At 37.8% G+C, this 14,146-nt stretch carries 12 protein-coding genes; 2 read left to right on the top strand and 10 right to left on the bottom strand.

Annotated elements, in window-relative coordinates:
* Positions 1–101: 101 nt before the first annotated feature.
* Positions 102–1,397 (top strand): cryptochrome/photolyase family protein, encoded by a 1,296-nt coding sequence (locus tag BM107_RS20105; RefSeq protein WP_090986670.1) that lies wholly within the window; start codon positions 102–104, stop codon positions 1,395–1,397.
* A gap of 7 nt (positions 1,398–1,404) precedes the next feature.
* Here BM107_RS20105 and BM107_RS20110 read toward each other — a convergent pair whose 3' ends face one another.
* From BM107_RS20110 to BM107_RS20150, 9 genes are all read right to left on the bottom strand, one after another.
* Positions 1,405–2,433 (bottom strand): hypothetical protein, encoded by a 1,029-nt coding sequence (locus BM107_RS20110; protein WP_090986672.1) that lies wholly within the window; start codon positions 2,431–2,433, stop codon positions 1,405–1,407.
* A 125-nt stretch (positions 2,434–2,558) separates the two neighbouring features.
* The gene (locus BM107_RS20115) at positions 2,559–3,422 is read right to left on the bottom strand and encodes an FKBP-type peptidyl-prolyl cis-trans isomerase (protein WP_090986674.1); all 864 of its coding nucleotides are present in this window, start codon (positions 3,420–3,422) and stop codon (positions 2,559–2,561) included.
* A gap of 171 nt (positions 3,423–3,593) precedes the next feature.
* Positions 3,594–4,040 (bottom strand): FKBP-type peptidyl-prolyl cis-trans isomerase, encoded by a 447-nt coding sequence (locus BM107_RS20120; RefSeq protein ID WP_090986676.1) that lies wholly within the window; start codon positions 4,038–4,040, stop codon positions 3,594–3,596.
* Between the two features lie 209 nt (positions 4,041–4,249).
* Positions 4,250–6,043: an acyl-CoA dehydrogenase family protein gene (locus BM107_RS20125; RefSeq protein ID WP_090986678.1), complete on the bottom strand. Its 1,794-nt coding sequence runs from the start codon at positions 6,041–6,043 to the stop codon at positions 4,250–4,252.
* 300 nt (positions 6,044–6,343) lie between these two features.
* Positions 6,344–6,556: a four helix bundle protein gene (locus tag BM107_RS20130; RefSeq protein WP_244278869.1), complete on the bottom strand. Its 213-nt coding sequence runs from the start codon at positions 6,554–6,556 to the stop codon at positions 6,344–6,346.
* A 70-nt stretch (positions 6,557–6,626) separates the two neighbouring features.
* Positions 6,627–7,802 (bottom strand): acetyl-CoA C-acyltransferase, encoded by a 1,176-nt coding sequence (locus BM107_RS20135; protein ID WP_090986680.1) that lies wholly within the window; start codon positions 7,800–7,802, stop codon positions 6,627–6,629.
* Positions 7,803–7,933: 131 nt separating this feature from the next.
* The gene (locus tag BM107_RS20140) at positions 7,934–8,308 is read right to left on the bottom strand and encodes a four helix bundle protein (RefSeq protein WP_090986682.1); all 375 of its coding nucleotides are present in this window, start codon (positions 8,306–8,308) and stop codon (positions 7,934–7,936) included.
* A 66-nt stretch (positions 8,309–8,374) separates the two neighbouring features.
* Entirely contained in the window at positions 8,375–10,780 is a 2,406-nt protein-coding gene (locus BM107_RS20145) for a 3-hydroxyacyl-CoA dehydrogenase/enoyl-CoA hydratase family protein (RefSeq protein ID WP_208864434.1), read from the bottom strand.
* 75 nt (positions 10,781–10,855) lie between these two features.
* A complete protein-coding gene (locus BM107_RS20150) occupies positions 10,856–11,290 on the bottom strand; it encodes a MarR family winged helix-turn-helix transcriptional regulator (RefSeq protein ID WP_090986686.1) in 435 nt (144 codons plus the stop codon).
* 110 nt (positions 11,291–11,400) lie between these two features.
* On the opposite strand from BM107_RS20150, the gene BM107_RS20155 reads away from it, so the two are divergent.
* Complete coding sequence (locus BM107_RS20155) at positions 11,401–12,378, top strand: hypothetical protein (protein ID WP_090986688.1); 978 nt, start codon at positions 11,401–11,403, stop codon at positions 12,376–12,378.
* A gap of 320 nt (positions 12,379–12,698) precedes the next feature.
* On the opposite strand, the gene BM107_RS20160 is transcribed toward BM107_RS20155, so the two are convergent.
* Entirely contained in the window at positions 12,699–14,021 is a 1,323-nt protein-coding gene (locus BM107_RS20160) for an OmpA family protein (protein WP_090986690.1), read from the bottom strand.
* Positions 14,022–14,146: the final 125 nt, after the last annotated feature.

Genomic DNA, 14,146 nt, shown 5'->3' on the forward strand with positions numbered 1-14,146 from the left:
GATGCTGACCACGAAGTAGCTACAAGGCAATAGAAAACAATATTTCTTCTTGTAAAACAAGTTCAGTATGACGTAAAATAATTAATTTATAATTTCCCCGAATGACTCCAATATCCATCTTCTGGTTCCGTCGCGATTTGCGATTAACAGATAACGCCGCTTTATATCACGCCCTTAAAGGCGATTACCCGGTGTTACCACTTTTTATTTTTGACCAGAATATACTGGATAAACTACCAAAAGATGATGCTCGTGTAAGCTTCATTTATGAAACCATTGAAGCGCTAAAGAAAGAACTTCAGCAGCAAGGATCAGATTTACTGGTAAAATACGGGAAACCCGAAAAAATATGGCCAGAGATTTTAAAGGAATACCAGGTCAAAGAGGTGTATACCAATCACGATTATGAGCCTTATGCCCGCGAACGCGATGATAACATGGCTGAGTTTTTAACCAGCGAAAAAATTGTGTTTAAAACCTATAAAGACCAGGTTATTTTTGAAAAAAACGAAATTTTAAAGGCAGATAAAACGCCTTATACCGTTTTTACGCCTTTTTATAAACAATGGCACGCCAAACTAAACGATTTTTATGTAAAGGCTTATCCAACTAAAAAGTATTTTAAAAACCTGTTACAAACCAGGCACCTGCCAAGCCCGGGCTTAAAAGAAATGGGCTTTGAAAAGAGTCAGCTGCATTTTCCGAAAATAGATTACAAAGACAAGCTCGATAGTTATGCAAAAGAACGCGATTTCCCCGCCCTTGATGGCACCACACATGTTGGGCTGCACCTGCGTTTTGGAACCCTAAGCATTCGGAAAGCCGTTAAAGATGCATTGGAAGCAAAATCGAATGTCTGGCTTTCGGAACTGGCCTGGCGGGAATTTTACATGACTATAATCTGGCACTTCCCCTACGCTGCTTTCGATTCGTTTAAAAAACAGTACGATAAAATTAAGTGGCGCAACAACGAAGAGGAGTTTAAGGCCTGGCGAGAAGGTAATACAGGCTACCCGATTGTTGATGCAGGCATGCGCCAGCTGAACCAGACCGGATGGATGCACAATCGCGTACGGATGATTGTAGGGAGTTTTTTAAGCAAACATTTACTGATTGACTGGCGCTGGGGAGAAGCCTACTTTGCCGAAAAATTATTGGATTACGAAATGGCGAGTAATGTTGGTGGCTGGCAATGGGCCGCAGGATCAGGGAATGATGCGGCACCTTATTTCAGGGTTTTTAACCCCGAACTGCAGACCAAAAGATTTGACCCTAAACTTGAATATATAAAAAAATGGGTACCAGAATTTGGCACAAAAAAATATGCCCAACCAATAGTTGAGCATACTTTTGCAAGGGAAAGGGTTTTAAAAGTTTTTAAAGAGGCGTTGAGTTAACTGATAATTAATTAACATTGAATGAAGGTGCATTTGGAACGCCACCAGTAAAAAAACGGCCTGTACCGCTAATACCATAATGTACAGCCTCCCTAGTACCTAAATCTATAATGATCGGCCCCGTTGCATTGGGAACGCTGTAACTTACTAAGTTAAAATTAGTAGATCCTGGATATACAGACGGAGGCATCTCATAAGTATAAGTGTAATTTAAGTTACTAAAATAGTAGTCTGTTTCATTTGTTCTCCAGCCTCCAAATGTTTTTTTTAATTCCTGACGGGATGTGAAATAATAATGAATTATTGATATCTGTGGTTGTGATGGGCTCCAAGAGCCATCAGTTCTTGGAGTTGCCTCTTTCCATAAATCAACAAAAAGTCTTCTCTTACTATCTTCGTTATAATATAATTCCGACTTTATTGCCGTAGTTGTGGTAGGGCCATAAGTATTCTCCGTTTTTGCAGTAGAGGTATTTTTTAAAATTTCAGACACAAATACACCTTGTTTAGCGTTTGTATTCCTGATGTTATTAACTTCTTGCTCATTCTTATATTTACCAGAATAAGATACCATTCTATGATCCTTTGTATAAACGGTAGTAAAGTCACCTACCTTCACCTCACCTCTGATATTGATAAATAATGCTGAAAGAGGTGTTCCGAACTTATAGGTTAATGAGCTATCAGATTTAATTTCTACTAATTCTAAATATTTATTTTTAAAATCATCAAATGCCTTACTAGTATTAACATTTGCATATTCCTTTTCTATTTCAAGCAATATATCCTTATAAGATTTAAAGTTTGCAAATTCTCTAGGCCTTGAATTAAAATTTTCAGGTCTTACCAAAATATTAACCAAAGAATCAAAAGCCTTTTGATCTCTGAATTTTAAATATCCATTTTCAATGCTCACCGCATTTGTTAAAAGTTTTTCTTTTTGATTTCCGTCATTAGCATCCTTTTTACAGGAAACGAATAAGATACTGACCAGCACAGGTAGTATTAAGTAGCGTAAATTAAATTTATTTATCATAACTAGATTGTATGTTTTCCCTTACACATCAAACATACAACTAAAAAATAAGTTAACAAACTTAAAAGTAATAAAAAATGCCCAACTATTAGTTGAGCATATCGTTATAATGAGAATAGATTCATCTAATTTGTAACGCTTACAATTTCAATATCGAAGTCTAGAGGCATCCCATTAGCCAAATCAGAAGGTAAAATCAAACGAAGCTTTCCACCAGCAGTTACCCTGCCAGGTAATATTAATTGCCAACCTTTAAATAAGTTACTTAAAACATCCGTTATTTGAGCAGGTTGTGGTACGACAACTCCATCTAAAGTTCTTAATGTATAATTTGCAACTATTGTAGAATTTAAATTAATAGCATCAGTTCCCGTACCAGGTGTAATAATTGAGTATCTTGCCCTTGACGGATCCTTAGTTAATGTTAAATTATTATTGGAAATTAACTTATTAATCTCCAATTCATCAATTTCATGTCTCTTCGATTCAAGATATAGGCCTAGGTCAACAATAACATTTTCATTTGATGCAATGTTAAGAGCACTCAGACCATTTTTACCAAAAACCATATATGATGGCATAATCAGAGTGGCTTTCCCACCTCGATTTAATTTCGATAGCACTTCTCTAACTGGAGTTAAAAGGAATTGTTGTTGATTAAAAGTAAACCTGTCTGTATAACCTAAATAATTACCTGGTATCATTAAATCAGTAGATTGAAAAAAAACTTGTCCGGATAATGTTTTGAAAGTATAAGTATAATAAACCGAATCCTGATTTGCGACCTTACTGCCCGTACCCTGTGTATTGATTTTAAAATAATAACCTTTAGTCGGATCTTTATCGAAATTAAGATTATTTTTTTTCAAATAGGCCTGAATAGCTGCATCATCTGTGCTTTCAATAGACTCATATTCTTTTTTGCATGAGCTGAAAACGACAGTTGCCAGTAAAATCGCGAATAGGCCAAGTTTAGTAAATTTGTTCATTTATTATTGTACGTCTGTAAGTGTTATGGTTAATATATCATATCAATAGCATAATATGTTTAATCTTAACCATTATTCGCAAAAATAAGCTTTTAATGTGGTTGCAACAATTTTTAACCTATTTTAACAATTTTAAAGCGTTTAAGGTAAAGCAAAAAAGAGCCAGACAAATTATTGCACGTTTGATAATTGAATATTAAAATCCAACACCGAATTTCCGGGGATAGGACCTACCGAACTACTACCATAACCTAAACTTGGCGGAACAATTAACCTGATTTCTCCACCTTTCTGGATTTTGGGAATACCGATACGCCAGCCTTGAATCAGTTCTGCAAGGTTAAAGGTTTGTTCTTTGCCACCACCATTATCAAATACATTTCCATTTAACAGCCTTCCCTCATATTTGATGGTAATTTTGGTATTGCTTGGATAAGTAAATGAGCCCGATCCAGGCTTAATGATCTCATAATATAAACCCGAGTTATCTCTAACGGCATTGATATTATTTTTTTTGATAAAATCTGTAATCTGTTTTTCGGGATCTTCGTCTTTTTTACAAGATGAAATAACAGCTACACTTAAAAATAGTATCGTAAGTAATCTAAATTTAATCATACGCGAAAATATGATTTTTATACCATAAAGCTAAGGACTTATTATTTTTCAGCTTCTGTCATGCTGAGGCACGAAGCATCTGTTTCATCGGTTGCAGATGCTTCGTGCCTCAGCATGACAGCATATTATTAGGCATCGCACAATAAAAAAGGGTTTAAGGTATTGGTTACACACCCAATCCTTAAACCCTAACCTTTAAGCACTAAACCTTAAAAAATATATTTATTTGCCTCAATAAGCTGCTGTGCAACTCTTTGACGGGCATCTTTAACATTAAAAGGTTCAACTTTGGTAAAACGGCGTAAACCAACCTGCATCATGCGCAGTTCATCACCTTCCGCAAAAGCCCAAAGTGCTTCTTTACCCGCTTTGGCTATGCCATCTACAGCTTCTACCATGTAAATCCGCAATAAATCCAGCTGACCTGCACATGCTTCTTCACCCCGGGTATGCACTAATTTTTCCGTCCTCAGCAAAGCTGATTCAAGTACATAAACATAACTGGCCATATCGGCAATGTTCATTAAAATTTCCTGTTCTTTGCTCAGGGTCATCATTAGTTTCTGAACCGCAGCACCAGCTACCATTAACGTTGCCTTTTTCAGATTAGAAAGTACTTTTTTCTCTGCAGCAAATAAGGTATCATCCTGTTCACCAAAATCAGGTATACTCATCAGTTCGGCGGCAACTGCTGTAGCAGGCGTCATTAAATCCAGCTCACCTTTCATGGCGCGTTTCAGCATCATATCAACGGTTAACAAGCGGTTAATTTCGTTTGTACCTTCAAAAATACGGTTGATGCGGGCATCGCGGTAGGCCCTATCCATAGGTGCATCGGCACTAAAACCCATACCCCCATAAATCTGCACACCTTCATCTACCGTGTAATCTAAAACTTCAGAACCCCAAACCTTTAAAATGGCACACTCTACGGCAAATTGTTCAACAGACTTTAATCTTGCTTTGCCAGATTCCATTCCACCTGCAACCAGTTGATCGTAAGTATCATCAATATTTTGCCCTGCACGATAGTTTGCCGAATCAACTGCATAAAGCTTAGATGCGATTTCTGCAATTTTAAAGCGGATTGCACCATATTTAGAAATCGGGCGCCCAAACTGGATCCGCTCATTTGAATAGTTAATCGCCGTATTTAAAGTTGCCTTCGATGCTCCGATAGCTGCCGCAGATAATTTAATACGGCCAATGTTTAGAATATTTACTGCGATTTTAAAGCCGTTTTCGCGCTCACTTAACATGTTCTCAACAGGCACCGGGCAATCGTTAAAGAAAACCTGACGGGTTGAAGAACCCTTAATCCCCATTTTGTGTTCTTCCGGGTTCATGGTAATGCCGCCGAAATCTTTCTCTACAATAAATGCAGTTAAGTTTTTATCGTCGTCTATCTTGGCAAAAACGATAAAAACATCAGCAAAACCACCATTAGTGATCCACATTTTCTGACCATTGATGATGTAGTGTTTACCATCATCGCTCAATTTAGCCTTTGTTTTTCCTGAGTTTGCATCCGAACCTGAGTTTGGTTCCGTTAAGCAATAAGCTGCCTTCCATTCACCCGAACCAAGTTTAGGAATATACTTTGCTGTTTGTTCTTCGTCGCCATAATATAAAATCGGTAATGTACCAATTCCAGTATGGGCAGAAAGTGCAACGGCAAAAGAGTGGCCCGCACCTACCACATCTGCAACCAGCATGGAAGTATTGAAATTTTTGCCGAAACCGCCATATTCTTCCGGTACTGAAACACCAAGAATACCCAGTTCGCCAGCTTTGGTTAACAATGTTGGCATAAGTTCAGGATCTTCCTGCTTGTCGATTTTTTCTAAATTGGGATAAACCTCAGCCGCCAGAAAATCGCGACAAGTTTGTGCAATCATCTGCTGCTCTTCGTCAAACTCTTCAGGGATAAATACTTCCTGATAAGTGGTATCCTTAATTAAGAATTCGCCACCTTTAATTGTCTTTTTTTCAGTTGTTTCCATTGCTATGAGATTTGAGAAATGAGATTTGAGATTTGAGACCTGCCCAAATTCAAACTCAAATCATTTTTATGTAAGTTTTCAGATATCAGATGTGAGATCTGAGTTCTCTTGATCGAACCACATTATCTCAAATCTAATATCTGTCGTTTCATGTCCTTTTTATTAATTTTCATTTCCAGCATCTGCTGAAAACCTTAAGTCATTTTTTGTAATTCATCAATTTGAGTGATTAAGAACCCAAAATTTTAGAATTGTGAGTTTATTAGCAATAACCAATTGAGTTTGTAATTCATAAGAAGATCAATTGGCTATGCCTAAAAAATTATTAAATTCCTTAGGCAAATTTCTGCCTGCTCCTTCTGCAATATTAGATGGATTTGATACAGCTGCTCTTCGATATTGGCTAGTCAATTCAAAACGTTCATCTGACGGATATGTTGAAGTAGCTTTATATAAATCAACGGCCAAATCAATTGCTTTATTCCAGATTTTTAGCGCTTTCAAATTATTCATTTTGTAAAAATTATTTGTCTCAGGCATGTTCTTATACATTTTCTCAAATCTCGCATCTAAGATCTCAGATCTAAAGAAGCTCAAAAATTCCAGCTGCACCTTGCCCGGTTCCTACGCACATGGTTACCATTCCGTATTTTTTGTTTTGTCTTTTCAGCTCGTTCATGATCTGCACAGTAAGCTTTGCTCCGGTACAACCAAGTGGATGGCCCAGGGCAATTGCTCCACCGTTTACATTGATCACATCTGGGTTTAAATCCAATGTTCTGATTACCGCTAACGATTGTGAGGCAAAAGCTTCATTCAGTTCGATTAAATCAATATCTTCCTTTTTCAATCCGGCTTGCTTCAAAGCTTTTGGAATCGCCTCAATCGGACCAATGCCCATAATGCGTGGCGGCACACCTGCAATACCGTAACTTACCAATCTGGCAATCGGCTCGGCATTTAATTCTTTCATTTTCTTTTCAGAAACGACCAGAACGAATGCAGCCCCATCCGATGTTTGCGAGGAATTACCAGCCGTTACACTGCCCACTGCGTCAAATACAGGTTTCAGTTTCGCCAACTTTTCCAGCGTTGTGTCTGCACGTGGTCCCTCATCAGTATCAACCACATAAGAACGGGTTTTCTTTTTAAGGTTGTCATCCAGATAGTTTTCATTTACCGTAATTGGCAAAATGCCGTCTTTCAAATGACCGTTTTTTATGGCGTGAATAGCTTTTTCATGAGATTTTAATGAAAAAGCATCCTGATCTTCACGGCTTACATTATATTCTTTGGCTACCGCTTCAGCAGTTAAGCCCATGCCCCAATACCAGTCTGGATTGTTTTTTGCTACCTCTGCATTTGGCACCAGTTTCCAGCCACCAAAAGGCATTCCGCTCATTACCTCTACGCCACCCGCGATAATACAATCGGCCATGCCCGCTTTAATTTTGGCAACTGCTGTGGCAATGGTATCCAAACCTGATGCACAGTAACGGTTTACGGTAACACCTGGTACTTTATCTGTATCCAGGCCCATCAGCGAGATCATACGGCCAATATTCAGGCCTTGTTCTGCCTCTGGCGTAGCATTACCCACAATTACATCATCAATCTGTTCTTTATCCAAATTTGGGACTGATGCTACCAAAGCCCTGATTACTTCTGCGGCCAAATCATCAGCTCTTGTAAAACGGAATACGCCACGGGGTGCCTTACCCACTGCTGTACGATATCCGGCTATAATATATGCTTCCATTGTTTGAAATTTGAGATTTGAGATATTAGATGTGAGACTTAACCCAAACTAATAACTCAAATCGATTAGTATTTAGATTTAAAGCATTAAATGTGAGACACGAGATGATAATTGGCCTCAAATCTACTCCCTCACATCTTTTTCATATTAATTTTCTTATTCAGCATCTGCTGAAAACCATAAGTCATTTTTTGTAGTTCATCAATTTGATTCAGTAAAAGATCTAAAATTTCAGATTCGAGAATATCAAGTCTGTTAGCGATTACCAATTGAGTTTGCAATTCATAAGAAGATCCATTAGCTATCCCTAAAAAATTATTAAATTCTTTGACTGAATTTCTTCCGGCACCTTCGGCAATGTTAGATGGAATTGAGATAGCTGCCCTTCGAGATTGACTGGTTAAGCCAAAGCGCTCATCAGTCGGAAAGGTTGATGTTGCTTTGTAAACATCAACAGCTAAATTAATAGCCTTATTCCAAATTTTTAACTCTTTTAAATTATTCATATTCTATTATTACTGATGCTATGAACGATGCAAACTGTCTCAAATCTAATGTCTACTGTCTCACATCTAATTTCTCAACGGTTTCCCTTTTGTAATGATACTCTGAATCCGTTCTAATGACTTCCTTTCTCCTGCAAGGGATAAAAACGCCTCTCTTTCCAGATCCAGTAAATATTGTTCGGTTACTTCTGCGGGTGCAGATAAATCACCACCACACATTACATAGCCAAGTTTCTCAGAGATTTTTTTATCATGTTCGGAGATGAAATGACCTGCGTACATACTATTTGCACCGGCATAAACAATTCCCAATCCCTGCTTTCCTAATACTTTAATATCGTTACGTTGTACTGGTTTGGTATAACCGGCATCTGCAAGCTCAATCGCTTTTGCTTTTGCATCGGCCAGTAAACGGTTGCGGTTCATTGAGATCGAGAATTTATCTTTTTGCAGATAACCCAGTTCATAAGCTTCGTAACCTGAAGTGGAGACTTTGGCCATACCGATAGTTAAGAAACGATCTTTCAGGGCATTCTGCACAATCTGATCGTCTTTAAACTCATCAGAAGCACGCAAAGCAAACTCTTTGGTACCGCCACCGCCAGGAATTACACCTACACCAAATTCAACCAGGCCCATATAGGTTTCGGCAGAAAGCTGAACATGATCAGCATGTAAACTAAATTCACAGCCTCCGCCCAGGGTTAAATTATGCGGGGCTACCACCACCGGAATAGAAGAATATCGGATGCGCATTGACGTATTCTGGAACATTTTGATCGCCATGTTTAATTCATCCCACTCCTGTTCTACCGCCATCATGAAAATCATCCCTACGTTGGCACCGGCAGAAAAATTTGCGCCATCATTGCCGATAACTAAACCACGGTAATCTTTTTCTGCCATATCAATGGCCTTATTGATTCCCGAAATCACGTCACCGCCAATGGTATTCATTTTAGTATGAAATTCTACATTCAGAATGCCATCACCGAGATCAATAATGGAAACACCAGAGTTTTTCCAAAGCGTTTTATTATCGCGCAGGTTATCCAAAATGATAAACTCCTCTGTTCCTGGTAGCGCTTTATAACTTTTGGAAGGGATATCGTAATATTTTTTAACCCCGTTTTCTACTTTATAAAATGACGTATTTCCAGCGTCCAGCATTTCTTGTACCCAGGCTGCAGTTTTATTGCCATATTGATCCATCCCCTCGATGGCTTCTTTTACGCCAACGGCATCCCACAATTCAAAAGGACCGAGTTCCCAGCCAAAACCAGCCCGCATCGCATCATCAATACGATACAATTCATCAGAAATTTCTGGGATCCTATCTGATACATATTCAAATAAACCAAATGAAGAATGGCGGAACAATTCGCCTGCCTTATCTTTTCCTTTGGCAAAAATCTTAATGCGCTCGCGAAGGTTTTCCACCGGCTTGGTCATTTCTAAAGTCGCCGATTTGACCTTCTGCTGAGGCTTATATTCTAATGTTTTTAAGTCGAGTGCAAGAATTTCAGTTTTTCCGTCAGCCGTTTTGGTTTTCTTATAAAAACCCTGTTTGGTTTTATCGCCCAGCCATTTATTTTCTTCCATTTTTTGCACGTATGCAGGAAGTTTAAACAAATCGTGTGCTTTATCATCAGGGCAGTTGTCATAAAGCCCTTTTGCCACTTTGATCATGGTATCTAAACCTACAACATCTGATGTGCGGAATGTGGCCGATTTTGGTCTGCCCAATGCCGGCCCTGTAAATTTATCAACCTCTTCTACCGTTAAATCTAATTTTTCGACCAGATGCAAAAGTGCCATAATCGAATAAACGCCAACCCTATTGGCAATAAACGCCGGGGTATCTTTACATAAAACAGTTGTTTTCCCTAAAAACTTATCACCATATTGCATCAGAAAATCAACAATTTCCGGCTTGGTATGTGGCGTAGGAATAATTTCCAGCAACTTTAAATAACGTGGCGGATTAAAAAAGTGTGTCCCGCAGAAATGCGATTTAAAATCTTCGCTTCTTCCTTCAGCCATTAAATGAATGGGAATACCAGACGTATTTGATGTAACTAAGGTGCCCGGTTTACGGAATTGCTCTACCTGTTCGAAAACCTTTTTCTTAATATCTAGGTTTTCGACAACCACTTCAATCACCCAGTCGTAAGCGGCAATTTTAGACATATCATCTTCGAAGTTTCCGGTTTTAATTTTATTTAAGGCTTTTTTTGAGTAAACCGGAGATGGATTTGTTTTCACGGCCGTTTGCAAAGCAGTATTTACAATCCGGTTTTTTACAATGGGGTTGTCCAATGTTAATCCTTTTGCCTGCTCCTCGGGGCTGAGTTCTTTTGGTGCGATATCCAACAACAATACCTCAACACCAATATTGGCGAAGTGGCATGCAATACGCGAACCCATAATACCCGACCCTAAAACTGCAACTTTATTAATGCTTCGTTTCATCATCTATTTGCTTTTCATTAGTCTGACGAACCGTTTTATACAGTCCTTGTCAAACAGATTTCATTACTATATTTATTAATCTACAGTATAGGCTACTGTTATGTCATTCAATTTAATCAGAAGGTTGATAAAGGTCTCTTTTTCTTTTTTTGAAAAATGCTCATCAAGATATTCGTTAAATTTCCGAACAACCCCCTTGGCCAACTGTTTTTTCTCTTTACCAAAATCAGTCAAAAAAACCTTTACCGAACGTTTATCCCCTACTGATGTTTCCCGAAAAATAAGGTTAGCCTCTTCCATGTTATTCAGCATACGCGATAAACTGGTTGCTTTAACCCCAAGCAAGCCAGCTAAATTTGAAACCGCAGTGCCCTCAACATCATCTATATTAATAAGCATATAACCAATAGCCTGTGTAATCCCGAAACTGGAAGCCATTTGATTATACTTATTAAACATATTTTGCCAGGCAAACTTAATATGGTAATCTATGGTTTGTTGTTGCTTCATTTTCACTAATTTATTATGCTTGCATAACAAAGCTAATGAATGTATTTTGTTAATGCAATAGAAAAATTCAAAATATTTGTCAATTTTTTCTTATCATAGCCATACACAAAATGAAACCGCAGAATATGTTTAAAGTAAAGCAAATACTCTTGTTTAGTTTTTTTATTTCATGGGCGGCTATTGGAAAAAGCCAGGTTGCCTATTTTGGAAAATCTCTTCTAAACAGTCAAAAGCTAGAGGTTTTCAAAAAAACAACCACTTTATTTACCTTTCAGTATAATGACTATGCTGAATTGGAAAAATTTGAGCAGGCCATTAAAAAAAACTGGAAAATCACACCATATAAAATCATTAAACCCGAAGAGTTGGGTCGTTATGATACGCTTGCCAATTATTCACTTTTTTACTTTGATGCTTATACCGAAAAGTCAGACACTATTAACAATACAAATATTATTTATGCCCTGAAGTTAATAACACCGTCTAAAAAGCCTAAGGTAAAAGAAGAAATTTTATTGGCGGCAGTAGCGCTTTTTGCTGATCCGAGTACCAATTTCCTGGTTGAAACACAGGATCAGCAATATGGCACGAAACGAAGGATAAAAAATAATATTTTATCTCATTTCTATAATAAAGCCAGTTTCTATAATTGGTCGCCCGGCTTTTTAAGCGGTTATTTAAAACAAATAAACGATGGATTGCTCGCCAGCGAAAATTGTAATTTAGATTACCAATTTTACAATAGAGTGCGTTTGCCGGAACTGGCGAAAGAAACGCTGTATGTACCCGAATATATTAAGGAGGTTTTTTCATCGAGATTAGCTCTCTTACCACCATCAGGAATTATTGCCGAACCTTATAATTATAAACTTAAGTTTGTATCGTATAAAGCATTGGATAGTTTAATCCTGAATAACGCTGCTCCTGTTAAATATGTGGTTTATACGCAGCGAGATAACGATAAAATCATCAGTGTATACGACAGTAAAGATGATAAGATTATTTATCAACGCTTTTACCCGCAATCGCCGGATTTTGAGATGAACGATTTAAGCGAGATTAAAAAGGTGATTGTATCACTGAAATAAGTTGGGTTTCAAATACTAATTATTAGGCTGTCATTCTGAACACAGTGAAGAATCTTTACCATAAGACCTATTTCCTCATAATTTCAAATCCAATCGTGCCGCAAGTAAGCCTAAGAAAGATCCTTCACTGCGTTCAGGATGACAATTCGTATTTATAGCCATTTAGTTACCCCTACATTGAAGCAAATTGATTCTGCGTTCAGGATGACAACCCGCATTTATAGCCATTAACCAAATCAGCTAGCGACCATACATAAAACACCATAAACTGAAAAAGTCCTGATTTTCACCAGGACTTTTTAATATTGTTTAAAAACAACTTAGTAAAGTGTAAACTCTACACGACGGTTTTGTTGACGTCCGGCTGCTGTTTTGTTAGTTGCAATCGGTTGACCCATGCCGTAACCTGTAGCTTCAATACGTGAAGCGTTGGCACCCTGAGAAACCAAGTATGCTTTAACAGATTCTGCTCTTTCTTTTGATAAACGCAGGTTTAGTTCTTTTGATCCTGTATTATCGGTATGACCAGCTAATTTTAAGCTAAAGTTTTTCTGTATCAACAATGCTGCAACCCTATTTAATGAAGCATAAGATTTAGAACGAATAGTAGCTTTACCTAAATCGAACTCTAAGTTTTTAATCGCTTCGTTAACTACTTTACGGTCTTCTTCTGTTACGATAACTTTTTCTACTACTTTCTCCGGCGTTTTTAACGGGCAACCAGCACCATCCACAACGGTACCTGATGGTGTATCCGGACATTTATCCAATTTATCAGCAACGCCATCACCATCTGAATCTTTCAATACATCGTTAAGTTCTGAGCGTAGCTTTGCATTATCAGCTTTTTGGGCATTCAATTCAGACCGTAAACCTTCTGCAGTTTGTTTTGCCTTTAGGGCTTCATCATAAGTTAAAGCTACCGGATTATGGAAAGCCAGTTGTTTCCCACTACCTAAAGCAAACTCTAAACCTGCATAAGCATAGTTGTATTTATCGTTTCCATTTTTATAGTAACCATCTAAGTTATCGCCATCAACAAAGTTGATTGTCCAACCCAGATCAAAGTTTACGGCATCAGAAATTTTAAATTTAGCACCTAAACCTACCGGAATAATCAATTCGTGGATGTTATCACCACTACCAAATACTGAAGTTCCTGCTGCTGTAGTGATGGTAGGTTTGTAAGCAGCAATACCCGCTCCTGCAGAAGCATAAAGCTGTAAAGTATTTTCTTTTTTAAACATATCGATATTGAACATGTTTACAACAGCATTTAAACTTCCCGAATAAGATAAGTCAGTATCAAAAGATTTTACCGGAGCGTTGTTTACCAAACCGCTTTCATAGGGTTCGGAGTTATCGCCTTTTAATTTACCGCGAACGCCATCTAAACGTAGAGAGAAATAAGGCGTAAACTGCTTTTTGATGTATAGGCCATATCCCAAACTTGATTTGTTATTACTGAAATCATTTTTTCCGCCCAGTGGTGACAATGGCGTTAGCACACCAGCGTTTACTCCAATAGACCATGTTCTTAATGTTGTAGTTGAAGTTGCCGGACTTTCCTGAGCTGAAGCAACCGACCCGATTAATAAACCAGCAATTGCAACTGGTAGGGCTTTAGATAATTGTAGTTTCATAATTTTCTGTTTAACGTTAAATAGCGTCTCACAATCGTTACAATAGCCATACCAAAAATACAACGCGGTAAAAATACTTATTAACTTATCAACACCAATTTGCGCTATTGAAACCTCTGTTAAAT

The sequence above is a fragment of the Pedobacter suwonensis genome (assembly GCF_900111825.1).
GTDB lineage: Bacteria > Bacteroidota > Bacteroidia > Sphingobacteriales > Sphingobacteriaceae > Pedobacter > Pedobacter suwonensis.

Coding starts and splice junctions, on each gene's coding strand:
- BM107_RS20125 (WP_090986678.1), bottom strand. CDS start 6,043: ATGGAAACAACTGAAAAAAAGACAATTAAAGGTGGCGAATTCTTAATT.
- BM107_RS20120 (WP_090986676.1), bottom strand. CDS start 4,040: ATGATTAAATTTAGATTACTTACGATACTATTTTTAAGTGTAGCTGTT.
- BM107_RS20150 (WP_090986686.1), bottom strand. CDS start 11,290: ATGAAGCAACAACAAACCATAGATTACCATATTAAGTTTGCCTGGCAA.
- BM107_RS20115 (WP_090986674.1), bottom strand. CDS start 3,422: ATGAACAAATTTACTAAACTTGGCCTATTCGCGATTTTACTGGCAACT.
- BM107_RS20160 (WP_090986690.1), bottom strand. CDS start 14,021: ATGAAACTACAATTATCTAAAGCCCTACCAGTTGCAATTGCTGGTTTA.
- BM107_RS20135 (WP_090986680.1), bottom strand. CDS start 7,802: ATGGAAGCATATATTATAGCCGGATATCGTACAGCAGTGGGTAAGGCA.
- BM107_RS20130 (WP_244278869.1), bottom strand. CDS start 6,556: ATGAATAATTTGAAAGCGCTAAAAATCTGGAATAAAGCAATTGATTTG.
- BM107_RS20155 (WP_090986688.1), top strand. CDS start 11,401: ATGAAACCGCAGAATATGTTTAAAGTAAAGCAAATACTCTTGTTTAGT.
- BM107_RS20105 (WP_090986670.1), top strand. CDS start 102: ATGACTCCAATATCCATCTTCTGGTTCCGTCGCGATTTGCGATTAACA.
- BM107_RS20145 (WP_208864434.1), bottom strand. CDS start 10,780: ATGAAACGAAGCATTAATAAAGTTGCAGTTTTAGGGTCGGGTATTATG.
- BM107_RS20140 (WP_090986682.1), bottom strand. CDS start 8,308: ATGAATAATTTAAAAGAGTTAAAAATTTGGAATAAGGCTATTAATTTA.
- BM107_RS20110 (WP_090986672.1), bottom strand. CDS start 2,433: ATGATAAATAAATTTAATTTACGCTACTTAATACTACCTGTGCTGGTC.